The sequence below is a fragment of the Methylobacterium oryzae genome (assembly GCF_036441375.1).
GTDB classification, from domain to species: domain Bacteria; phylum Pseudomonadota; class Alphaproteobacteria; order Rhizobiales; family Beijerinckiaceae; genus Methylobacterium; species Methylobacterium oryzae_A.
Map to the genome: position 1 here is coordinate 640,432 of NZ_MLCA01000006.1, position 23,372 is coordinate 663,803.

A 23,372-nucleotide genomic window follows, 5' to 3' on the forward strand; every position below is an offset into this window, starting at 1 on the left:
GGTGTGGTCCTCATCGACTGAGGCCCTTATGGCGCGCTCCGGCGCGCGAATCTACGGAGCCGGCGCATGACGGCGTCGCCGCATATGCGAGTCACTCGGCGGGCGCGGGCTCCGACAGCTGCAACCGGTGGAGGCGTGCGTAGGCGCCGCCCGCCGCGAGCAGGTCGTCGTGGTGCCCCGTCTCGACGACGCGACCGGCGTCCATCACGACGATCTGATCGGCCTCGCGCACCGTCGAGAGCCGGTGGGCGATCACCAGCGTGGTCCGGCCGCGCATCAGCCGGGTCAGCGCCTCCTGGACCAGGCGCTCCGATTCGGAATCCAGGGCCGAGGTCGCCTCGTCGAGGAGCAGGATCGGCGCGTCCTTGAGGAAGGCGCGGGCGAGAGCCACCCGCTGCCGCTCGCCGCCGGAGAGCCGGCCGCCGCCCGAGCCCACCCGGAACGCGTAGCCCTCCGGCCGGGCCGAGATGAAGCCGTGGGCCGCGGCGGCCTCGGCCGCCGCCTCGATCTCCGCGCGCGTCGCCCCCGGCCGGCCGAAGCCGATATTGGCGGCGACCGTGTCGTCGAACAGCACGACCTCCTGCGAGACCACTGCCACCGCGGCGCGCAGCGAGGCCAGCGTCACGGTCCGGACGTCCTGGCCGTCGATGGTCACGCCGCCGCCGGTGACGTCGTAGAGGCGCGGAACCAGGTTGAGCAGCGAGGATTTCCCGGAGCCCGAGCGCCCGACGAGCGCCGTCACGGAGCCGGCCGGAACCGCGAGGTCGATGCCCTCCAGCGCCGGCGCGTCCGGCCGGTAGCGGAAACGCACGTCCGCGAACCGGATCGCGCCGCCCGTGACGGCCAGCGGCCGGGCGTCCGGCGCCTCGCGGATCGTGGGCATCTCGTCCATCACGTCGAAGTAGCGCCGCAGCGCGGCGGCGGCCTCCTGCAGGATGGCGTTGAGATTGCCCAGCGCGCGGGCCGGCTGCGCCGCGAGCAGCAGCGCCGCCACGTAGCCCGTGAAGTCGCCGACCGTCTTCTCCCCGGCCAGCACACGCTGTCCGACCAGCACCAGCACGCCCGCCACCGCGATGCCGCCTCCGATCTCCAGGAGCGGGTCGAGGCGGCCGCGGGCATTGGCGGCCTTCATCTTGAGGCGGCGCACCTCGTCGAGGGCGGCGGCGGCACGGCCCTTGAGGTAGGTCTCCATCGCGTAGGTCTTGGCGACCCGGGCGCCCTGCAGGCTCTCGGAAATGAGGCTGGCGGTGGCGCCCATCTGCTCCTGCGTCGAGGTCGAGACCCGCCGGAGCTTCCGGCCGATCCGCCCGATCGGCCCGGCCACGAACGGCACCGTGACGCCGGCCACAAGGGTCAGCACCGGATCCATCCAGATCAGCGCCGCGACGAGCCCGATCAGCATGGCGATGTCGCGCAGCAGCACCGTCGAGATTCGGGTCAGCGCCTCTTTGATGAAGGCGAAGTCGGTGGTGAAGCGCTGGGTGAGGGCCGCCGGGCTCTCGCGGCCGAGCTGGGCGAGATCCGACTCGATCAGGTGCCCGTAGAGCGCCGCCTGCATGTCGGCCTCGACCCGGGTCACGACGCGGTTGGTCAGCACCGTCTGCCCGTAAAGGGCGAAGCCGCGCGTGGCCGTGACCACGATCACCACCAGCGGTCCGTACGCGATGGCGGCCGCGTCCTTGCGGTCGAAGGCGTCGAAGGCGGCCTTGATCAGCGCCGGGTAGAGCCCGGTCGAGGCGCCCACCAGCGCGATCAGGACCAGCACTACCGCCAGGGTGGCCCGGTGCGGGTACAGCCAGGTGCGCCAGAGCCGGGCGAGGAGGGGGGCCGTGTCGCCGGGAAGGCGCGCCATGAAACCTACCGGGTCGGGTCAGTGCCGCCCTCGGGCAGGAGGCGCGGCGGCAGCGGTGTGCCGCCGCCGCCGCCGCGGATCAAGGCTTTTGCTCAGCGGTCGTCGCCGCGCGGCCCGCGATCGTCGCCGTGATCGTCGCCGCGGTCGCGGTGCCAGCCGCCCCGCATGCCGTGGCCGCCCATCGGACCCATGGGCCGGGCGAGGATCATGGCGCGCCGCTTCTGATCCGGGTCGAGGCTTGCGTAGAGCGGCTGGGACGCGTCGGCGAGCTTGCGCAGGGCGTCGCCGCGCGCGCTCGCCGCGTCCGCCATCGCGCGCAACGCCGCCGGGGCGTCGTCGCTGAACTTCGGCCGGTCGCGCATCGCCTCGCGGCGCTGCTGGCGCAGCTTCGCCATGTCGCGGATCGCCGCTTCCACCGGCGGCCACAGCTTCTCCTGGTCGGGATTGAGCTTGAGGCCGGCATGCAGGGCCGCGATGCGGGCATCCGTGAAGGCGGCGCGGTCCTCAGGGCTCAGCGCGCTCCAGCGCCCGTGGCCTCGGAACCCGCCGGGCCCGTGATCATGCGCGAAGGCCGCGCCGGCGAGCCCCAGGCCGAGGGCACCGCTGACGACGATGGCCGCTCTCAAACGTCGGGACATGGACATCTCCGTTTAGGCTCGGGCTGCGTCGCGGCCCGCGACGGCGCCCGATGCCCCTCATGGAGCGCCCGGCATGTATCCCGCTTGTGTATGTAACAATGTTACATTACTGGCAGGCGCGAGGTGGGTGCGGGCAGGCGGAGCGGTGCGGGGCGTGACGACAACATTCCGGATCACGGCGCTCGCGGTTCTGTCCCTGTGGTTCGCCCTCGCGGGTCCGGCGGCGGTCGCGGCGGAAACCGCGCCGGTCCGGGCGGTCGCGACCTTCTCGATCCTGGGCGACCTCGTCCGGCAGGTCGGCGGATCGCACGTGGCGGTGGCGACGCTGGTCGGTCCGGACTCCGACGCCCACGGTCTGAGCCCGTCCCCGGCCGACGCGCGCAAGCTCGCCGAAGCCGACATCGTGTTCGTCAACGGCCTCGGTCTGGAGGGCTGGTTCGACCGGTTGATCCGGGCCTCCGGCACGCGCGCCCCCGTGGTGACGGCCTCCGCGGGCGTGAAGCCGATCCCGGCCCAGGACGAGCACGCCCACGGCGACGGCGACGGCGGGAGCGACGGCGACCACGGGCATGGGCACGGAGACCGCGCCGTGGACCCACATGCCTGGCAGGACGTCGCCAACGTGCGGATCTACGTGGCGAACATCCGGGACGGCCTCGCCAAGGTCGATCCGGCCCATGCCGCCTTCTACCGCGAGGCGGCGGCCGACTACCTCGCCGGGCTCGATGCGCTGGACCGGGACGTCCGGGCGGCGATCGCCCGCATCCCGCCGGAGCGGCGGCGGATCATCACGACCCACGACGCCTTCGGCTACTTCGCGGCGGCCTACGGTCTGCGCTTCATCGCGCCGCAGGGCGTGTCGACGGACAGCGAGGCGAGCCCGCGGGACGTGGCCGCGATCATCCGCCAGATCCGGAAGGAGCGCGTGCCGGCGGTGTTCCTCGAGAACATCAGCGACCCGCGCCAGATGCAGCAGATCGCCCGCGAGAGCGGCGCCCGAATCGGCGGCAAGGTCTATTCCGACGCGCTCTCGGCGCCTGACGGTCCGGCCCCGACCTATCTCGACCTGATGCGGTCGAATCTGCGGGCGTTCGACGCCGCGCTGATGCCGGGCTAGCCCCGCCGCGGAGGCGGGCGGCCGGCACCGTTCGCCTTCACGGCGTCGGACATGACATAGCGTAAACCGCCGGTTAAGAGGCCCCCACTAGCCTTACGAAACGGGTGCCAGCCGATCCTCGTACGCGAGGGCTCAAGGCCTTGGGGCCTTGTCAGAACGCGTAGCTCGGAGATCGCGTGGCTTGGGGGCCTGACCGCTGGCGCTTCTATCGGCTCGTCGCGCGCGAGGCCGCGCGCGCGGTCCGCGCCGCCGGGGCCAAAGTCACTGCCCCGCCCGACATCCTCGCCCGGATGCGCGTGGCCGGGCTGGTGATCGCGCCGCAGGACCTGCGCACCTCCGACGCGACCTTCGCGGACGACATCTATGCGGGGTTGTTCGTGTTCGCCGGCCGGTCGCTGGCGGCGAGCGGCGGATCGCCCTTCGACTACGCGGCGCCCTCGCCGGAATGGGCCGACGAACTCTACGGATTCGGCTGGCTGCGCCACCTGCGCGCCGCCGACACCGCGCTCGCCCGGGCCAATGCCCGCGCCTTCGTGGCGGATTTCATCGCCGGCCGGGGCGACGCGGTGCTCGCTCGGCAGACACCGGTGGCGGCCCGCCGGCTGATCTCGTTCCTGTGCCAGTCGCCCCTCGTGCTGGAGGGCGCCGACCACGGCTTCTACCAGAGCTTCCTGAAGGCGATCGGCCGCAACGCGCAGCAGCTCGAGCGCGACCTCCGGCGAGGCGTGCCGCCGCAATGGCGCCTGAACGCCGCGGTGGCGCTCTGCTACGCCGGGCTGTGCTGCGACGGCATCCAGCCGATCCTGCGCCGGGCGACCCGCATCCTGACACGAGAGCTCGACCGGCAGATCCTGACCGACGGCGGCCACCGCTCCCGCGATCCGCGCTTCGCCATGGAGCTCCTCCTCGACCTGCTGCCCCTGCGCCAGAGCTACCTGAGCCGCAGCGTCGAGCCGCCGCTCGCGCTCCTGCGCGCGGTCGACCGGATGCTGCCGCTGCTGCGGCTCCTGCGCCACCCGGACGCCTCGCTCAGCCACTTCAACGGCATGGGCGCCACGGACGCGGACCACTTGGCGACCCTGCTCGTCTACGACGGCGCGCTCGCGCGGCCGCTGATGCACGCGCCGAATTCGGGCTACGAACGCCTGGAGGGCGGCCGGGTCGTGATCGTGGCCGATGTCGGCGCGAGCCCGCCGCTGCCCTATTCGGTAAATGCCGGCGCGGGATGCCTCGCCTTCGAGATGTCGAGCGGGCCGCAGCGTATCGTGGTCAATTGCGGCCTGCCGGCCAGCGGGGCCGACCTGCGCCTCCTCGCCCGCTCGACGCCGGCCCATTCCACGGCCTCGGTGGCCCACGCCTCGTCCTGCCGGTTCCTCACGCGCACCGGGTGGTGGGGCGAGCGGCTCCTGGCCGACTGGCTGATCCGCCGGCGCGGGCCGGTGGTGCTGAGCGGTCCGTCGGCGGTGGCCGCCGAGCGGGCCGAGGAGTCCGACAGCGTCGTCCTCGCGGCCCGGCACGACGGCTACGGACCCGATTTCGGCATCGTGCACGAGCGCCGCTGGCAGCTGTTCCACGCGGCGGCGCGCCTGGAGGGTCGCGACGCCTTCCTGCGCCAGGGCAAGGGGCTGAGCCGCGGACGGCGGCTGCGCCCGCAGGATGTGGCGATCCGCTTTCACCTCCATCCCGGCATCGCGGTGCGCAGCATCCCCGACGGACTGGAACTCGCCTCGGCGCTCGGGGAGGTCTGGGTGTTCCGGGCCGAGAACGCCGAGATCGCCATCGAGGAGAGCGTCTACTTCTCGGGCCTGACCGGGCCGCGCCGGACCGACCAGATCGCCCTCCATCTGCGGGTGTCCGACGATGTCGAGGTCCGGTGGAGCTTCGAGCGCCGGGCCTCGGCGCCGCTTCGCGGGGTGGCCCCCTGACCGTGCCGACTGGCCCGGCTCACCGTTTCCATGCTACCGCGCCGGGAAATCTCGAACTTTCGGCACGAAGCTATGGCGCACGATCAGGTGCGGGTCTCCCGCGCGCTCCTCTCGGTCTCGGACAAGACCGGCCTCGTCGACTTCGCCCGGGCGCTCCACGCCCGCGGCATCGCGCTGGTCTCGACCGGGGGCACCCACCGGGCCCTGCAGGAGGCCGGCCTGCCGGTGACCGAGGTCGCCGACCTGACGGGATTCCCGGAGATGATGGACGGCCGGGTCAAGACGCTGCACCCGGCGGTCCACGGCGGCCTGCTCGCCATCCGCGACAACCCGGAGCACCAGGCCGCGCTCGCCGCGCACGGTATCGGCGCCATCGATCTCCTCGTGGTGAACCTGTACCCGTTCGAGGCCACCATCGCGGCCGACCGGTCGGATGCGGACTGCATCGAGAACATCGATATCGGCGGTCCGGCGATGATCCGGGCGGCGGCCAAGAACCACGCGGACGTCGCCGTCGTCACGGACGTCTCGGACTATGCCGGCGTTCTCGCCGCCCTGGAGGCGCAGGACGGAGCGCTGGGCGCGGATCTGCGTCGGAGCTTGGCCCAGAAGGCGTTCGCCCGCACCGCGTCCTACGACGCCGCCATCGCCAACTGGATGGCCGGCCGCTTCGGCGCCGATGCGCCGGCCCGGTTCCGGGCCTTCGGCGGCGCCCTGGGCCAGGAGCTGCGCTACGGGGAGAACCCCCACCAGTCGGCCGCCTTCTACCGCGCCCCCGGGAAGGTCCGGGCGGGCGTGGCCACCGCCCGCCAGGTCCAGGGCAAGGAGCTGTCCTACAATAACTTCAACGACACGGACGCCGCCTACGAGTGCGTGGCCGAGTTCGATCCGGCTCGAACCGCCGCCGTGGCGATCATCAAGCACGCCAACCCCTGCGGCGTCGCCGAGGGGGCCAGCCTGCTCGACGCCTACGAGCGGGCTCTGAGCTGCGACCCGACCTCCGCCTTCGGCGGCATCGTCGCCCTGAACCGCACGCTCGACGCCGAGGCGGCCCGCCGGATCGTCGAGATCTTCACCGAGGTGATCATCGCCCCCGACGCCACGCCCGAGGCGGCGGCCATCGTGTCCGGTAAGAAGAACCTGCGCCTGCTGCTGGCCGGCGGCGTGCCCGACCCGCGGGCCGTCGGCGAGACCGTGCGGACGCTCGCGGGCGGGCTGCTGGTCCAGAGCCGGGATGCGGCGGTCGTCGACGACATGCCGCTCAAGGTCGTGACCAAGCGTGCGCCGAGCGAGGCCGAGCTGGCAGATCTCCGGTTCGCCTACCGGGTGGCCAAGCACGTCAAGTCGAACGCCATCGTGTACGCGAAGGCGGGCGCCACGGTCGGCATCGGCGCGGGTCAGATGTCGCGGGTCGATTCCTCGCGCATCGCCGCCTGGAAGGCGGCCGAGGGGGCGAAGCGTCTCGGGCTCTCCGAGAGCCTCGCGGTCGGCTCGGTGGTGGCCTCGGACGCGTTCTTCCCGTTCGCGGACGGTCTGATGGCGGCGGCCGAGGCGGGCGCCACCGCGGTGATCCAGCCCGGCGGCTCGATGCGCGACGCGGACGTCGTCGCGGCCGCAGACGAGGCCGGTCTCGCCATGGTCCTGACGGGGCACCGCCACTTCCGACACTGAGCCGCCTGGCCGCCTTCCGGGTTGCGGTGACGGCACGAGACCTCCGCCGCGTCCGGATAGGCTGGGACGCGGCGGAGGTCTCGCCGTTGCGCCGGCGCGCTCCGTTAACGATCCGCCGTGATCGTACCGGCCGGGCCGATTTTCCGGCCTGCGCACAATTCTGCCCAGCATCGCCGTGAACAGGTCCGAGTGCGAGGGAAGCTCGGCAATGGATGGCCGACATCCGGGAATGCTATTTTTTGGGCATTATTGCCGGTGTAATATTCCCGTCTTTGCGAATATGTTCGGCATTTGCCGTGCGGGTTGAAATTCTCTCGAACGCACGCCATCATCGCGCGGATATGCGCCGGAAGCTCGTGTGAAGAACTTCCTGGAACAAGTCCGGGTTCGGTGACGAGATGGTGGTCGCAGCGCTGTTGTTTCTCGTGGGATGGCTGATCGGCCGATCCTACTCGGTGATCATCGTCGGCATGACCTCATCGGTGATCCTGCTCGCCGCCATGACGATGTTCATGGCCGTCTACGGGCTCGACCTGGTGCGCGTGCTGATCGTGGGGGGATATCTGACCGCGCATCAGGCGGGCTATCTCCTCGGCGCCTACCTCAACGGCCACCCCGAGGACAACCGGAGCAGTTGAACCGCATCACCACCACCAGACCAGCCGGCCGGCGAGACTGTTGATAAGAATCCAAATCCCGACGGCGGCGAGAGACCAGATAATCACAAATAGAAGCGGTGGCTTCGTGCCGGGCTTGCGGCGCAGATGTGCCAGGACGTTGTTCACGTTCGAGATCCCAGAAGCCCGTGGCGAAGGGAAATCTGATACGGCCTTGTACCGCATAGGGTTCCACCGGGCCGATTGTCGGCAGGTTAAATTTTGTACAGGATGATACATTTGGCGCGCCCCTCGGAAAGTCGGGGTTTGCCCGATAATTCACTTCAAGTTGCAACAACTCGCCTCATACAACGTGCAAAATTGGCTCGAAGACAATTGGCGTCGCGGCTCCGTCTGATGGAGCCGCGCTTGTGCCGGGTCTCGATACTGGCCACCTCCGTATAAGATCGGACCAAGCGCAATCCGTGATGAACCGCACGGATCGCTATTTCGCAGCGGCGTTGCAGGCTCGACACAAGCGGGACGGTGCCGGGTCACGGCTCCGAACTGCAGCGCCCAGGCAGCGTGAGCTGCCTGGGCGCTGGTGATGCGGGGCGGACCGCGGTACGGTCGAAACGGACCGATCAGGTATCGGCGAAGATGTCGCGATCCTTGGTCTCAGGCACGAAGAACACGCCGATGATCACCGTCGCGACCGCGATGACGATCGGGTACCAGAGGCCGAAATAGATGTCGCCGGTCTGCGCGACCATGGCGAAGGCGGTCGCCGGCAGGAGGCCGCCGAACCAGCCGTTGCCGATATGGTAGGGTAGCGACATCGAGGTGTAGCGGATCCGGGTCGGGAACAGCTCCACCAGCATGGCGGCGATCGGGCCGTAGACCATCGTGACGAAGAGCACGAGGATGAACAGCAGGCCGATCACCTGCGCGACCTGCGGCCGGAAGATGTCGAACGGGTTCGACATCTTGACGATCTCGGGGTCGCCAGCCTTCGGGTAGCCCGCGGCCTGGAGCGCGGCGGCCGTGGCCTTGTTGGCCTCGGCGTTGCCGCCCTGCGGGTAGGCGATCTCGGTATCGTTGACCCGGATCGTGGCGGGCTGGCCGGCCGCGCCGGGCACGGTCGTGTAGCGGACCGACGACTTCGACAGGAAGTCGCGGGCGAGGTCGCAGGGCTGGGTGAATACCCGGGTCCCGACCGGGTTGAACAGGGTTCCGCAGGCGGCCGGATCGGCCGTCACCGTCACCTTCACGTTCTCGATCGCCGCCTCGAGCTTCGGGTTCGCCGTGGAGGTGATGCCCTTGAAGATCGGGAAGAACGTCGCCGCCGCGATGGCGCAGCCCGCCAGGATGATGACCTTACGGCCGATCTTGTCGGACAGCCAGCCGAATACCACGAAGAAGCCGGTGCCGAGGAGCAGCGACCACGCGATCAGCAGGTTCGCCGTGTAGCCGTCGACCTTGAGGATCGATTGCAGGAAGAACAGCGCGTAGAACTGGCCCGTGTACCAGACCACGCCCTGGCCGGCGACGAGCCCGAACAGGGCGATGACGGCGAATTTGGCGTTCCGCCACTGGCCGAACGCCTCCGTGAGCGGCGCCTTCGAGGTCTTGCCCTCGTCCTTCATCTTCTGGAAGGCCGGGGACTCGGAGAGCTGAAGGCGGATCCAGACCGAGATGCCGAGCAGCAGCACCGAGACCAGGAACGGGATGCGCCAGCCCCACTCGGCGAAGGCGGCCTCGCCCGTGAAGGTCCGGGTCGCGAGGATAACGAGGAGGGACAGGAACAGGCCCAGCGTCGCGGTCGTCTGGATCCAGCTCGTGTAGAAGCCGCGCCGGCCGTTGGGGGCGTGCTCGGCCACGTAGGTGGCGGCGCCGCCATACTCGCCGCCGAGGGCGAGGCCCTGGGCGAGGCGCAGGACGATCAGGATGATCGGCGCCGCGATGCCGATGGTCGCCGCGTTGGGCAGGATGCCGACGATGAAGGTCGACAGGCCCATGATCAGGATCGTGACGAGGAAGGTGTACTTGCGGCCGACGAGATCGCCGACGCGGCCGAAGACCAGGGCGCCGAAGGGCCGGACGATGAAGCCGGCTGCGAAGGCCAGCAACGCGAAGATGTCGCGCGTGGCCGGCGGGTAGGCCGAGAAGAACTGCGCGCCGATGATCGCCGCCAGCGAGCCGTAGAGATAGAAGTCGTACCACTCGAACACGGTGCCGAGCGAGGACGCGAAGATCACGCGCTTCTCGGCCGACGTCATCGGCCTCGCGGCGTCTCCGGTCCGCGGGATCGCGGTTGCCACAGCCATGAAACAGGTCCTCCCAGACGCATGCGGGCGCACCGGGACCCGGATCGCCCCTTCACCGCCCGTTCTCGCGGACGGCCCTGCGCGCAGCGCAGATCACATATGCGTTATCGCAAGGGCCGGGGAGGTCAACCGGTAAAGCGAACGTGAAGAACCCTATCAACACGGGTGCTTACGCGGGTGTGCCGGAAATGAAGAAGGGCGCGGCTCGCGCCGCGCCCTCCACCTGTTCGATGCTCCGGACCGGGATCAGTGCGCGTGCGCGCCGGCCGCCCCGATCCCGGTCTCGGAGCGCACGTACTGCGCCTCGAAGGCGGCCCGCTCGCGCTGGGCTCGGCGGGATTTGTCCATGAGGGACACGACCCAGATCGTCGCGAAGGCGAGCGGCATCGAGAACAAAGCCGGGTTGTCGTAGGGGAAGAGCGGGGCGGGGTTGCCCAGCGTCGTCACCCAAACGGCCTTCGACAGCACGACCATGACCACCGCCGTCAGCAGGCCGACGAGGCCGCCGGCGAGCGCGCCCCAGGTCGTGGTGCCGCGCCACAGGATCGACATGGCCAGAACCGGGAAGTTGCAGCTCGCCGCCACCGCGAAGGCGAGGCCGACCATGAAGGCCACGTTCTGGTTCTCGAACACGTAGCCGAGGTAGATCGCTACGATCCCGATCACCACGGCCGAGATCTTCGACAGGTTGACCTCGTGCTTCTCGGTCGTCCGCCCGCGGGCGATCACCTGGGCGTAGAGGTCGTGGCTGATCGCCGAGGCGCCGGCGAGCGTCAGGCCGGCCACGACCGCCAGGATCGTCGCGAAGGCCACGGCGGAGATGAAGCCCAGGAAGTACGGACCGCCCACCGCGTTGGCGAGGTTCACCGCCACCATGTTGGTGCCGCCGATCATGTCCTTCAGCTTGTCGAACGCGCCGGCCGGGCCGAGCTTGAAGTAGACCGGATCCGACATCAGCAGGGCGATGCCGCCGAAGCCGATGATGAAGGTCAGGATGTAGAAGTAGCCGATCAGGCCGGTGGCGTAGAACACCGACTTGCGCGCGGCCTGGGCGTCCGAGACCGTGAAGAACCGCATCAGGATGTGCGGCAAGCCGGCGGTGCCAAACATCAGGCCGACGCCGAGCGAGATCGCCTCCACCGGGTTCGACACGAGGCCGCCCGGCGCCATGATGGCGTCGCCCTTCGGGTGGACCTGCACGGCGCTGGCGAACAGCACCTCCGGGTTGAAGCCGTACTTCAGCAGCACCGCGCCGGCCATGAAGGTCGCGCCGCCGAGCAGCAGGCAGGCCTTGATCACCTGCACCCAGGTGGTCGCCTTCATGCCGCCGAAGGCGACGTAGACGATCATCAGGACGCCGACGATGATCACCGCGTAGAGGTAGGGCAGGCCGAACAGGAGCTGGATCAGCTTCCCGGCGCCGACCATCTGGGCGATCAGATAGAACGCCACCACCACCAGGGTACCGACCGCCGAGATGATGCGGATCGAGGTCTGGTCGAGGCGGAAGCTCGCCACGTCGGCGAAGGTGAACTTGCCGAGGTTGCGCAGGCGCTCCGCGATCAGGAACAGCACGATCGGCCAGCCGACCAGGAAGCCCGTCGAGTAGATCAGCCCGTCGAAGCCCGAAGTGTAGACGAGGCCCGAGATGCCCAGGAACGAGGCCGCCGACATGTAGTCGCCGGCGATCGCCAGCGAGTTCGTGCCGGCCGAGATGCCGCCGCCCGCCGCGTAGAAGTCGGCGGCCGACTTGGTGCCCTTGGCGGCCTTGTAGGTGATGCCGAGCGTCAGCAGCACGAAGAACAGGAACATCAGGATGGCCGGCCAGTTCGTGGCCGATTGCTGCACGGCGCCGAGATCCGGGCCGGCGGCGTAGGCCGCGCTCGCCGCGATCACGGCGAGCGTCAGGCCGAGGAACAGCCGGTTCATCGCGCGACACTCCGCTTCAGGGCGTCGCTCAGCGCGTCGAAGCGCGTGTTGGCCCGGGCCACGTAGATGCCCGTGAGCGCGAAGGCGAACAGGATCACGAACACGCCCACGAACAGGCCGAGGGAGGCGGTCCCGCCGACCTTCACGGCGAGCAGCGACTTGTCGAAGGCGATTAGGCCGATGAAGCCGAAATAGACCACCAGCATCAGGATCGTCAGGGTCCAGGCGAACCGGGTGCGCTCGTGAACGAGCTGCTGGAATTCCGGTGCCCGGACGATCCGCTCGACCTGCGGATCGACGTCGGTTCCGAGTGGGCGTGTTCCCGGGGGCGCCGTGCGCCCTCGCAGGTCGAGTGTCGTGCCGCTCATGGCTGTTCCTCCCGCGAGGGCATGCTCTCGGCCCCCCGGTTCGTCGCGTTGCAATCGATGGTTCTTGTTGGAGGCGGGCGCCGCCCCGGCACCCGCCCCGGTCCGGACCCGCGCCGCCGTGGCGGCGCGGGTGCGATCAGGCCCGGTTCTGCCGGTTCTCGATCAGATCGTCGACGACGGTCGGCTCGGCCAGCGTCGAGGTGTCACCGAGCGAGCCGAAATCGTCCTCTGCGATCTTGCGCAGGATCCGGCGCATGATCTTGCCCGAGCGGGTCTTGGGCAGGCCGGGCGCGAACTGGATCAGGTCCGGCGAGGCGATCGGCCCGATATCCTTGCGGACCCAGGTCACGAGCTCCTTGCGCAGGGCGTCGTCGCCCTCCTCGCCGTCGTTCAGGGTCACGTAGGCGTAGATGCCCTGGCCCTTCACGTTGTGCGGGTAGCCCACCACCGCCGCCTCGGCGACCTTCGGGTGCGCGACCAGCGACGACTCGACCTCGGCGGTGCCCATGCGGTGGCCCGAGACGTTGATGACGTCGTCCACCCGGCCGGTGATCCAGTAATAGCCGTCGGCATCCCGCCGGGCGCCGTCGCCGGTGAAGTACTTGCCCGGGTAGGTCGAGAAGTAGGTCTGCTCGAAGCGCTCATGGTCGCCGTAGACCGTGCGCATCTGGCCCGGCCAGGAATCCGCGATGCAGAGGTTGCCCTCGCAGGCGCCCTCCAGGACCTTGCCCTCGGCGTCGACCATCTCGGGCTTCACGCCGAAGAACGGACGGGTGGCCGAACCCGGCTTGAGGGCGGTGGCGCCCGGAAGCGGCGAGATCAGGATGCCGCCGGTCTCGGTCTGCCACCACGTGTCGACGATCGAGCAGCGCTTGTCGCCGACGACGTTGTAGTACCATTCCCAGGCTTCCGGGTTGATCGGCTCGCCGACGGAGCCCAGCACGCGCAGCGAAGCCCGCGAGGTCTTCTTCACCGGCCCCTCGCCGCCGCCCATCAGCGAGCGGATGGCGGTCGGCGCCGTGTAGAAGATGTTGACCTTGTGCTTGTCGACCACCTCCCAGAAGCGCGACGTCGAGGGATAGGTGGGGATTCCCTCGAACATCAGCGTCGTGGCGCCATTCGCCAGCGGCCCGTACACGATGTAGCTGTGGCCGGTGACCCAGCCGACATCGGCCGTGCACCAGTACACGTCGCCCTCGCGATAATCGAAGACGTATTCGTGCGTCATCGAAGCGTAGACCAGATAGCCGCCCGTGGTGTGGACCACGCCCTTCGGCTGCCCGGTCGAGCCCGAGGTGTAGAGGATGAAGAGCGGGTGCTCGGCCTCCACCGCCACGGCGGGGCACTCGTCGGTCACCTGCTCGGCCGCCTCGTCGTAGTAGACGTCACGACCCGCCTCCATGGCGACGCTGCCGCCGGTGCGGCGCACGACGATCACGTGGTCGACCAGGTCGGTGCCGAGGCGCTTGATCGCCTCGTCGACATTGGCCTTCAGCGGCACCTTGCGGCCGCCGCGCAGGCCCTCGTCGGCGGTGATCACCACCTTCGAGCCGCAGCCCTGGATGCGCGACGCGAGAGAATCCGGCGAGAAGCCGCCGAACACGATGGCGTGGATCGCGCCGAGCCGCGCGCAGGCGAGCATCGCGTAGGCGGCTTCCGGGATCATCGGCATGTAGAGCGTGACGCGGTCGCCCTTGCCGACGCCGCGGTTGCGCAGGACGTTGGCCATCCGGCAGACCTGCGCGTGCAGCTCGCGGTAGCTGATGTGCTTGGACTCGTCGGGGTTGTCGCCCTCCCAGATGATCGCGGTCTGGTCGCCGCGGGTCTCCAGATGGCGATCGATGCAGTTATGGGCGACGTTGGTCGTGCCGTCCTCGAACCACTTGATAGAGACCTTGCCCGGCTCGAAGCTGGTGTTCTTCACCGTGGAGAACGGTTTCATCCAGTCGATGCGCTTGCCGTGCTCGGCCCAGAACGCGTCGGGATCGGCGACCGAAGCCGCGTACATCTCCCGATACTTGGCATCATCGACGTGTGCGCCCTCGCGCCACGCGGATTGCACCTCGATCACCCTGCCTTCCATGGCGTCCCATCCCTGTTTTGGTGCCCGATCGTATCGCGGTCTCCGCCGCGCAGCCAGGACTTCCAAAGTAACGTAGCCGACAATCTACGATGACGATATCATCGCAGTTTGGCGCGCGCCTGAGCAGCTCAATTCCCGTGAATAGATTGGGCGCAATGTAAGAGCTGATTGAGGCTTCGATGCTGCGCTGTCAAGCGCGCTCGCCCGGGCCGACTATCACCGGCAGCCCTCTGTTTCGGCCGCCCGCGACGACCGTCGCCCCTCGGGCGGCGCTTCCCGGACGCGCCGGGCCGCGGTCGCCCCGGCGCGCTACCCGTTGGCCGCGCGATGGGTGGGCATGATGATCTCGACGAGCGTGCCGTCTTCCGGCCTGGCCGAGAGCTGCAGGCGCCCGCCATTGGCCTCCACCAGAGCCCGCGGCAGAGCCAGCCCGTCCTCGACATCGCCCCGCGGAGCCTCTGCCGGCGGAGCGTGCCCGGCACTGGTGCCGCGCACCCGCACGGCGATCGCCGCACGCTCCGCGGAGCCGGTGGACACGATGATCTGGCTGCCGGCGACCGACCGTCGGATCGCGTTCTCGATCACGAGGCTGGCCGCCCGGCTGACCGACCGTTCGTCGGCCTCCAGGTCGCCGATATCGGTCGAGAAGCTCGTCCGCATGACGATGCGGCCCCGTGCCGCCTCGCCCTGGAGGCGGGCGACGCAGCCGGCCACGACGTCGTTGAGGTCGAGGGCGCGCGGTTCCAGGTGCAGCGATCCGGCCTCGACGGCGGCGAGGTCCAGCAGCTTCCCGACGCGCTCCAGCATCGCCTCGCCCGAGGCCTTGATCTCGGCGAGGCAGCCCCTGTAGCGCGCGTCCCCGAGGGGTCCGAACGGCTCCTTCAGCATCGCGCCGGCGAGGTCGATCATCCCGGTCAGGGGTTCGCGGACGGCGCTGTCGAGCCGTCCGAGGGCGTCCGCGCGACCCGGCCCTGGGTCCGGGCCGCCATCCGCGTCGCGCGCCGCGGCCTCGCTCTCGGCGCGCGCGATCAGGGCCACGCGTCGTCCCTGCACCTGCGCCGCGACCACGGTCAGCGACACGGGCGCGCCGGCGAGGCGCACGGTGCGCCGCCCGGGGACCGCGTCCCGCAGGGCGTCGGCGACCGTCAGGACGCTCTGCCGGTCGAACAGGGCGACGAGGCTGCTGCCGACGATCTCGCGCGGATCGCAGCCGAACAGGCTGGCCGCGGCGCGGTTCAGCGCGATGATGCGCCCGGCATCGTCTACCGTGACGACGCCCGTCTCCAGCGCGTCCAGGGCCGCCTCGGCGCTGGCCGTCCGCTCGGTCTGCGCGGCGCGGGCGAGGCGCTCGGCCGTGAGCGCATCCGCGACGTCGGTTTCCGCGACCGGCCGCACGACCAGGCACGCGGCGCTCGCTCCCGACCAGGCGAGCGCACCCGCCAACAGCTCCACGGGACGGGCGCCGCCGTCGGCCGTCATGACGGTCGTCCGGCGCGCGGACGAATCCGGCATCGCCCCCAGGGTCAGGCCTGGCAGCGATCCCGAGAGCCCGACGCGCGCGAGGCTCGGCAGGTCGGGATGGCCGGTCAGGTCCAGAAAGGCGCGGTTCGCCGCGAGGATCGTGCCGCCACGATGGACCAGCACCGGCAGCGGCAACCCGCCGAGGAGATCGGACTCGGGAGACGGTCCCGCATCGGCGAGCGGCTCGGGATCCGCGGTACCGGTCTCCGAACCGGCACCGTCGGCGACCGCGGCGGTCTCGGCAGCGTTGGCCTGCGGGGTGGGGAACGGCATCACCGCCCCGCTCTCGGCCTTCGGCGCGCCGGATCCGGAGTCGGCCTCGTCACCGGCGTAGCGGGCGCCGAGTGCCCGGGCGATCTCGCGGAACGCGGCGTGCTCATCGTTCGACAACGTGGCGGCGACGGGCTCCGCGTCGACGGTGGTCGGGATCTCGCCATCGCCGGCGGCGGCGGCGGCGGCGTCGGAGGGGACGGGGACGGTCCCGTCTTCCTCTCCTGCTGCCGGCTCGGGCGCCGGTTCCGGCAACGAGACCGGCAATGCGGCGGGCAGCGCGACCGGCGACGCGAAGGGCGCGTGGCTCTCAGCCGGCATGGTTCGGATCAGGCCGAAGCCGCCGAAGCCGGAGAAGGCCGCGTCGCCCCGCCCGAGCGGGGCGCCGGACAGGTCGACTCGGAACGCCCCGGCGCCGGCATCGAGCACCGCCGGCTCACCGCGGAAGGTGCGCCGGTCGCGCAGGGCCGCCAGCACGGCGTCGGCGCCGGACAGGCGCCCGCTCGCGGCCAGATCCTGCCAGCGCTGCCCAACCAGGCCGGCGAGAGCCTCCGGGCCGGTGAGGGTCGTCAGCACCCCCGCGGCATCGATGCGCCACAGGAAGCGGTCGTCGCGCCGGACCGGTACGACGAGGATCGCCGGCCGGCCATCGGCCAGGTCGCCGCGCGCCAGCCAGCACAGGACCGGCGGCGCGATCCGGCGGGCATCCAGGCGCAGGCGGGCGAGGCGGGGCGTGGCGTCGCCGGCCGCCGCCGTCCCGATCTGGTGGATCAGCCCGGCGAGAGCGGGGCCTGCCAGCGCGGCTGCGAGATCCGCCGCCGCTTCGGACGCGTGCAGGATCCGCGCGTCCGACGGGTCGACAACGAGATACACGGCGTCGCACGCGTCCAGCGCGGCCGCCAGGACAGGCAGTCGCTTCCAGGCCGCCAGGGCGGTCGCGAACCCGGACCGGGCATCAGCGGCCGTCGGTGTCACTGTCGTCTCCAAAGCCCGCGACCTCGAACCCAAACCCGACCCTGACGCCCCGCGGTCTCGCTCTGCCCGAGAAACACCCGCGACCGTAGCCCTATTGTAAACTCCCGCGCGCCGCGACGCTGGACTCTGGGCGCATCCGTCACACGTTTACGTTATGTCAACCTTAACGCCTTGAGCGCGGGTGGCATATGGCAGCGAATCGGTTATTGTGCACCGCACAAAGCGCCATCCACAGGCCAATCAAGAGAGGAGACGACGTATGAGCAACCCCCCGAACTACGAAGTTCCGGCCGAGATGCGCGATTTCGCCGAGAAGAGCGTCGAGCAGGCCCGCAAGGCGTTCGACAGCTTCATCGGCGCGGCTCGCCGCACCGCCGACACCGTACAGGGTTCGGCCGAACTGGCCCGCTCGAACGCGCTGGAAACCTCCTCGCGCGGCTTCGAATATGCCGAGCAGAACGTGAACGCGGCCTTCGACCTCGCCCAGAAGCTCGTCCGCTCCAGGGACATGCAAGAGGCGATGCAGCACCAGGCCGAATTCGTGCGCAGCCAGTTCGCCGCCATCCAGGCCCAGGCCAAGGAGTTCAGCGGCCTCGCCCAGAGCGCGATGCAGCAGGGCGCCGAGCGCGCCAAGTCGGCGATGCAGCAGGGCGCCGACGAGGCCCGCAAGGCCATGGAGCAGGGCCAGGACGCCGCGAAGCAGACGGCCCAGAACGCCCAGGACGCCGCCGAGCGCGCGACGCACTGAGCCTCGCGTCGGCGAAGGGGACTCCGGCCCGCTCCCGTATCCGGGGGCGGGCCGTCTCGTTTTCGCCGGTATTGCCGCCGAGAGCCGCCGGGCGGACGGGTTTTAGTCCGCGCCGAGTGAAGGGTTCAGGGATGCGCCTCACTGTTTCCGGCCGATCCGGCCTGCGTGGATCTCTCCGTCTGGCCGTCGCCGCTCTGGCACTCGCCGCCGTCGTTCCGAGCAGCGCGGCCTGGGCCCAGTACTACGACGATCCGGGCTACGACGGCGGATACCGGCCGGTCCCGCGCCGGGCCCAGCGCGCGCCCGTCGGCTATAATTGCGACGCCGTCCAGCAGGGGATCACCGGCCCGAAGCCGTTCTCCTGTCCGCTACCGGGGCCGCGGCCCCTCGGCGTGCGCTGCTTCTGCGACCTCCCGATCGCTTCCTTCAGCCCGCCGCAGACGGCCGTCGGCCGCGTCGTCCCCTGAACGCGACGGGCCGCGTCCCCGGTCGGGTGACGAGGCCCGTGCGGACCAGGCAGGACCGGGCGCGAGGGTGACCGCGCCGCGCCCTCAGTTCAGGACGACGACCTTGGCGCCGACCTTCACGCGCTCGTACAGGTCGGTGACGTCCTCGTTGGTCATCCGGATGCAGCCCGACGAGACCGCCTGACCGATCGTGTCCGGCTCGTTGGAGCCGTGGATGCGGTACTCGGTGCTGCCGATATACATGGCCCGGGCGCCGAGCGGGTTCTCGATGCCGCCCGCCATGTAGCGCGGCAGGTCGGGGCGACGGGCGATCATCGCCTTGGGGGGCGTCCACGACGGCCACTCGCGCTTGGCGGTGATCTTGTTGGTGCCGCTCCAGCTGAAGCCCGGGCGGCCGACGCCGACGCCGTAGCGGATCGCCTCGCCGTTGCCGAGAACGTAGTACAGGCGCCGTTCGGCGGTTGAGACCACGATCGTGCCGGGGGCGTAGGCTCCGTTGAACGCGACGATCTCGCGGGGGATCGGCTGCACCTGCGCCTGCGGAGCGGCCTGCACGCCCTGGCCGTAGCCGGGGGCGTACGTGCCTTGGTAACCGTACTGTCCCTGATCGGAGTAGTACTCGTCGGCGCCGTCCGAGCCGAAGGGATCGTACGAGGAAGCGGCGAGGACGGGCGTTGCGGCAAGAACAGACGCGCCCAGGAGCGCGGCGAGTGCGGTGACCGTGGTCTTCATGAGTGGCCTACCTGTGCAATAACCTTTGCCATTACAAGCGTGAGCATAGGCAGACAGTTCCATACACCCGCCCGGAATTTGCTGCCCGGCGGAATACGCGGGCCAGCTGAGCCGTGCGGTGCGCGCGCCCAGGAAGGCGGGCGCGGCTCAGGTGACCTCGTCCGTGTGGACGTCGAACCGCGCGAGGTGGGCGTAGCCGAAATTGGTCGAGATGGCGCAGTCGGTGGCGTCGCGCCCGCGGGCCATGACGATGCGGCCGATGCGGGGCCGGTTGTGCCGGGCGTCGAACGTGTACCAGCGCGGGCCCTCGGGTCCGTCGAGGAAGACCTCGAACCACGCCGAGAAGTCCATCGGTGCCGGGTCCTTCGGCACGCCGATATCGCCGAGGTAGCCGGTGGCGTAGCGCGCCGGGATGTTCATGCACCGGCACAGGGTGATCGCCAGATGCGCGAAGTCCCGGCACACGCCCTCGCGCTGCATGAAGGCGTCGTGCGCGCTGCGGGTGGCGTCGGCGCGCTGATAGTCGAAGCGGATCCGCTCGTGCGTGTAGTCGACGATCGCCTGGACGCGGGCCCATCCCTCCGGCGTGCCGCCGAACAGCGACCACGCGGTCTGCGAGAGCTTGTCGGTGTCGCAGTAGCGCGAGCCCAGCAGGAAGATCAGGACGTCGTCGGGCAGATCCTGGACCGGGATCTGGCGGGCCTCCGGCACGACCGGGTCGGGCTGACCCGAATCCTGAACCGTGAAATCCGCCGCAATGGTCAGCTGCCCGGGCGGCGCGACGATGCGGTGGCAGATGTTGTCGAAGCTGTCCCGGTACTCGCGCGCCTGAAGCGGCGGGTCGAACCCGATCGCCTGCGGGGTCAGCAGGTCGCCGAGCCGCGCGGGGTGGACGCTGAGCATCAGGATCATCGGCGTCGGCTGCGACAGCGTGAAGGCGATATCGAAACCGGTCCTGATCTTCATCGCGGCTACCTTGCTCTGTCGCCTTCCGCGCGGGGTCGCCACGCGCTCGTTCCGGGTCCGGGTGCTCGAGGAAGCTCAACGCGCCAGGGACGTCTCCGGCCCCTGCACGGTTCGGGCCGCCGGCCCGTCCGCGGGCAGTTCCACCACGTCGACGTCGACGCGCATGCCGAGATCGTCGCTGGCGAGGCCGAAGAACGAGCCGTGCAGCGGCACGGCCTGGGCCGGGTCGCGGCTCACCGCCACGCGGATCAGGTCGCGGTTGCCCACGATGCCGTTGGTCGGGTCGAACTCGACCCAGCCGGCACCCGGCAGGTAGACCTGCAACCACGCGTGGGTGGACCCGCCGCCGACGTGGCGCGCGCGGTCGTTGCGCGGGTTGTAGAGGTATCCGGAGACGAAGCGGGCGGCCATGCCGAGCGCCCGGACGCCCTCCATCATCAGAACCGCGAAGTCCCGGCACGATCCGAGCTTCGTGCGCAGCGTCGTCAGCGGGTCCTGCACGCCCTTCTCGGAGCGGGCGAGATAGGTGAAGTTCGCCCGCACGCTGCGCGTCATGGCTGCCAGCAGCTCCTGCGTCGGGACCCGGCCCTGCGGCGGCAGGAAGCTCCGCGCCCAGGCATCGACCTCGTGGCGCGGGTCCGGCCATTGTCGCTCGATCGAGCGGGCGAGGTCGGGCATGTCCTCGGCGCCGTACCCGAACGGGTAGTGGGTCGCGTGCGGCGCGAGCGGGAAGACCGGCGCGTGCTCCGGCGTGTGGTCGAGGGTGATGCCGCAGGCGAAGGTCAGGGATTCGGCCCGGGTGTCGAACGTCGCCACCGCCACGCAGTTGCCGAACACGTCGAACAGCCAGCGCAGGGCGGCCGGCTCGGGCGTGATGTCGAGGGTCGCCGCGATCAGCCGCTGGTCGTAGCTGTCCCGCGGCCTGAACATGATCCGGTGCTCGCCGAAGGCGACCGGGCGCCGGTACCGGTAGACCGTTCGGTGACGGACGGAGAGGATCGGCAACTTCGCTGGCTCCGGGCTCGCGCCGACACCGTCATCGGCGATGCAAGGGCCGGGCCCAATGTCCGGTGAGCCCCCGCGGAAGCGCCGGCCGATCGCGCGGCCTCCGCCGCGCCGGGCCCGGCCGCGCAAGTCCGGAGAGCGGGCGGGGGGAAAGCGGCGGAACGGCCTCAGACCACCGGCGGAGCCGGATCGGCGGCGGCGCGCTCGGCCTCGACCAGCACGTCGAGGGGGCGCCAGGGCTTGGCGATGAACACGGCCTCGGGCGGAAGCTCGGGCCGCGCCAGGCCGTGACCGGAGGTGATCACCAGGCGGGCCCGCGGCCACAGGGTCGATACTGCGCGGGCGAGCTGGAGGCCGTCCATCTGTCCGGCCAGCCGGACATCGGCGAAGACCAGCGCGACGTCGCCGCCGCGCGCCTGGAGGACCGACAGGGCGGCCTCGGCGCTGTCACAGCCAACCACGTCGAGCTCGGTCTCCTCCAGCAGGGTCTCGGCCAGCGAACGGATCTCGGGATCGTCCTCGACGACGAGGGCGAGGCGGGCCGGATCGGCCTCGGCCGCCACGACGCTCGGCCGGCTCCGGGCGGCCTCGTCGCTCTCGCTCTGGCGGACCCGGCGGACAAGGGCGGCGAGATGCTCGGGCACGCCCTCGGTTACGAGATCATCGTAGAACGACGCCAGTGTCTGACCGATCTGGTCGAGCGGGAGACCCGGTGACAGCGTATCGGTGAGCGGCAGGGGTGCGCTCGTCTGGTGCTTTTTCAAGAACTCCCCCGAAGTCGACTTTCGCGCCGCCCGAGGACGCGGCGCATGAGGAGGAAAGTCGGCAATCCGCCGCTGGTTGCGCCGGGCTTCGGGAAACCCGCCCGGCGTCACAGAGCCGTTACTGCGTGGCGAGGCCGGCCTCGGCGTCGGCATACGCCATGATCCCGGAGACTTCGCGGACGTTCTGATAGCGCGTCCCGCGGGTGCTCATCATCGCCTCGAACTTCTCGTGGACCTGCGCGACCGACAGGCTCAGGGGCTTGCGGTGGCGGCCGCGCCCGACGAAGCGCCCGGCGGCGAAGAAGATCGAGCGGTTGGCCCGGGCCGGGCCCGGCAGCAGGGCCGCGGCGGCGGCGGCCGGCTTGTTCACGACGTTGGCGAGGAACTCGCTCGCGTCGTCCGGTCCCAGGAAGTGGGCGAGGTAGACCTCGCCGAGCGTGAGTTCGCGGCCGATGCGCAGGGCGATGCGGGCCGCGTCGCGCTTCAGCATCTCGCCGGCCATGAGGGCCGAGAGGTACGGGTCGCGGCGCAGCTCGAGGACCCGGGCGCGTTCCGCCGGATCGGTGATCACCGGCCGGTCGTTGGCGTCGGACGTGATCAGCGCGGCTTCCTTCTCCAGCCCGTACTTGGCACCGAAGTCGCGCACCACGCCGAGCCAGGTCCGCTCGATGAACTGGTAGAGGCCGGTCGCCGAGGAGGTCTTGGCCTGGACCGCCGTGACGAAGCTCGACTCCTTGTCGGCCACCGCCATCAGGAGCACCGGATCGGTCTGGACGGCCTGGGCCGCCCGGACGATCGTCTGCACGAGGTGGCGCCGGATCTTCATCGGGCCGAATTCGAGGATGTCGTTCGGGTCGCCGACGGCGCTCTCGGAGAGCAGGAAGTCGTACGACACCCGGTCGACCGTGTTGGAGCCGAGGTCGGTATCGAGGTCGTGCACCGGGGCGAAGCTGGCGGCGGCGCGCAGCGGCGTCTGCTCGAGCGGCGTCGTCAGGGCGACGGTGTGGATGCGCGGGCGCGGCATCGGGATCTCGGTGGCGGCCTCCGCGACGGACACGGCCGGCGACAGGCCGACCTTGGCGAGGTCCACGCCCGACCCGATCAGCGCGGCGCTGAGGCCGCCGGCGATCATCGACACGGTGAGCAGCGAGCGGAACAGCGCGGGGCGGCTGCCATGGGCACGGCCCAGCATGGGCTGTGCGGCGATCACGTCGGCGCGGCCCGAGCCGAAATGGCCCTGCTTGCCCGTGATGGTCCTCGGCGATCCGACCGTGCGGCCCTGCATCGTTATCCCGACTCTCCACACGCCGTCGTGGCGCTACGGACTCACCATCGCTTGACAGATGTGGCGACAACACGGCCGTGCTTGTGGCCGAGTTGGGGCGTCCCGAGGAGATTTCGGGGCAGGCCGCCCGTGA

At 70.4% G+C, this 23,372-nt stretch carries 19 protein-coding genes; 6 read left to right on the top strand and 13 right to left on the bottom strand.

Annotated elements, in window-relative coordinates; genetic code table 11:
• Positions 1 to 91 precede the first annotated feature (91 nt).
• Together MOTC310_RS13590 and MOTC310_RS13595 are read right to left on the bottom strand one after the other, a co-directional pair.
• A complete protein-coding gene (locus MOTC310_RS13590) occupies positions 92 to 1,852 on the bottom strand; it encodes an ABC transporter ATP-binding protein (RefSeq protein WP_331302131.1) in 1,761 nt (586 codons plus the stop codon).
• A gap of 92 nt (positions 1,853 to 1,944) precedes the next feature.
• Positions 1,945 to 2,490, bottom strand: coding sequence for a Spy/CpxP family protein refolding chaperone (locus tag MOTC310_RS13595; protein ID WP_331293378.1), 546 nt, complete (start codon positions 2,488 to 2,490; stop codon positions 1,945 to 1,947).
• A 154-nt stretch (positions 2,491 to 2,644) separates the two neighbouring features.
• Between MOTC310_RS13595 and MOTC310_RS13600 the strand changes: the two genes are divergently transcribed.
• The 4 genes from MOTC310_RS13600 (at position 2,645) to MOTC310_RS13615 (ending at position 7,841) form a co-directional block, all read left to right on the top strand.
• Positions 2,645 to 3,607: a metal ABC transporter substrate-binding protein gene (locus MOTC310_RS13600; RefSeq protein WP_331302132.1), complete on the top strand. Its 963-nt coding sequence runs from the start codon at positions 2,645 to 2,647 to the stop codon at positions 3,605 to 3,607.
• Between the two features lie 176 nt (positions 3,608 to 3,783).
• Positions 3,784 to 5,532 (top strand): heparinase II/III family protein, encoded by a 1,749-nt coding sequence (locus MOTC310_RS13605; RefSeq protein WP_331302133.1) that lies wholly within the window; start codon positions 3,784 to 3,786, stop codon positions 5,530 to 5,532.
• A gap of 72 nt (positions 5,533 to 5,604) precedes the next feature.
• Positions 5,605 to 7,203, top strand: a complete 1,599-nt coding sequence (gene purH, locus MOTC310_RS13610; RefSeq protein WP_331302134.1) for a bifunctional phosphoribosylaminoimidazolecarboxamide formyltransferase/IMP cyclohydrolase — start codon at positions 5,605 to 5,607, stop codon at positions 7,201 to 7,203.
• Between the two features lie 398 nt (positions 7,204 to 7,601).
• Positions 7,602 to 7,841, top strand: a complete 240-nt coding sequence (locus tag MOTC310_RS13615; protein ID WP_331293374.1) for a hypothetical protein — start codon at positions 7,602 to 7,604, stop codon at positions 7,839 to 7,841.
• A 6-nt stretch (positions 7,842 to 7,847) separates the two neighbouring features.
• On the opposite strand, the gene MOTC310_RS13620 is transcribed toward MOTC310_RS13615, so the two are convergent.
• The 6 genes from MOTC310_RS13620 to MOTC310_RS13645 form a co-directional block, all read right to left on the bottom strand.
• Positions 7,848 to 7,988 carry a hypothetical protein gene (locus MOTC310_RS13620; protein WP_331293373.1) on the bottom strand — a complete coding sequence of 47 codons (141 nt, stop codon included), beginning with the start codon at positions 7,986 to 7,988 and terminating at the stop codon, positions 7,848 to 7,850.
• Between the two features lie 455 nt (positions 7,989 to 8,443).
• Positions 8,444 to 10,078, bottom strand: a complete 1,635-nt coding sequence (locus MOTC310_RS13625; protein WP_331293372.1) for an MFS transporter — start codon at positions 10,076 to 10,078, stop codon at positions 8,444 to 8,446.
• A gap of 294 nt (positions 10,079 to 10,372) precedes the next feature.
• Positions 10,373 to 12,055 (bottom strand): cation acetate symporter, encoded by a 1,683-nt coding sequence (locus tag MOTC310_RS13630; protein ID WP_331302135.1) that lies wholly within the window; start codon positions 12,053 to 12,055, stop codon positions 10,373 to 10,375.
• Positions 12,052 to 12,423: a DUF485 domain-containing protein gene (locus MOTC310_RS13635; RefSeq protein ID WP_331293370.1), complete on the bottom strand. Its 372-nt coding sequence runs from the start codon at positions 12,421 to 12,423 to the stop codon at positions 12,052 to 12,054. Before MOTC310_RS13635 ends, MOTC310_RS13630 begins: the two co-directional genes overlap by 4 nt.
• A 136-nt stretch (positions 12,424 to 12,559) precedes the next feature.
• The gene (acs, locus tag MOTC310_RS13640; protein ID WP_331302136.1) at positions 12,560 to 14,506 is read right to left on the bottom strand and encodes an acetate--CoA ligase; all 1,947 of its coding nucleotides are present in this window, start codon (positions 14,504 to 14,506) and stop codon (positions 12,560 to 12,562) included.
• A gap of 309 nt (positions 14,507 to 14,815) precedes the next feature.
• Positions 14,816 to 17,272 (bottom strand): PAS domain-containing protein, encoded by a 2,457-nt coding sequence (locus MOTC310_RS13645; protein ID WP_331302137.1) that lies wholly within the window; start codon positions 17,270 to 17,272, stop codon positions 14,816 to 14,818.
• A gap of 259 nt (positions 17,273 to 17,531) precedes the next feature.
• On the opposite strand from MOTC310_RS13645, the gene MOTC310_RS13650 reads away from it, so the two are divergent.
• A complete protein-coding gene (locus MOTC310_RS13650; protein ID WP_331293367.1) occupies positions 17,532 to 18,020 on the top strand; it encodes a phasin in 489 nt (162 codons plus the stop codon).
• A 131-nt stretch (positions 18,021 to 18,151) separates the two neighbouring features.
• Complete coding sequence (locus MOTC310_RS13655; protein ID WP_331293366.1) at positions 18,152 to 18,487, top strand: hypothetical protein; 336 nt, start codon at positions 18,152 to 18,154, stop codon at positions 18,485 to 18,487.
• A gap of 84 nt (positions 18,488 to 18,571) precedes the next feature.
• Here MOTC310_RS13655 and MOTC310_RS13660 read toward each other — a convergent pair whose 3' ends face one another.
• From MOTC310_RS13660 to MOTC310_RS13680, 5 genes are all read right to left on the bottom strand, one after another.
• Positions 18,572 to 19,219: a L,D-transpeptidase gene (locus tag MOTC310_RS13660; protein WP_331293365.1), complete on the bottom strand. Its 648-nt coding sequence runs from the start codon at positions 19,217 to 19,219 to the stop codon at positions 18,572 to 18,574.
• A gap of 147 nt (positions 19,220 to 19,366) precedes the next feature.
• Entirely contained in the window at positions 19,367 to 20,185 is an 819-nt protein-coding gene (locus tag MOTC310_RS13665; RefSeq protein ID WP_331302138.1) for a transglutaminase-like domain-containing protein, read from the bottom strand.
• A 75-nt stretch (positions 20,186 to 20,260) separates the two neighbouring features.
• A complete protein-coding gene (locus tag MOTC310_RS13670) occupies positions 20,261 to 21,190 on the bottom strand; it encodes a transglutaminase family protein (RefSeq protein ID WP_331302139.1) in 930 nt (309 codons plus the stop codon).
• A gap of 167 nt (positions 21,191 to 21,357) precedes the next feature.
• Positions 21,358 to 21,954, bottom strand: a complete 597-nt coding sequence (locus MOTC310_RS13675; protein WP_331302140.1) for a response regulator — start codon at positions 21,952 to 21,954, stop codon at positions 21,358 to 21,360.
• 118 nt (positions 21,955 to 22,072) lie between these two features.
• A complete protein-coding gene (locus tag MOTC310_RS13680; protein WP_331302141.1) occupies positions 22,073 to 23,239 on the bottom strand; it encodes a transglycosylase SLT domain-containing protein in 1,167 nt (388 codons plus the stop codon).
• Positions 23,240 to 23,372: the final 133 nt, after the last annotated feature.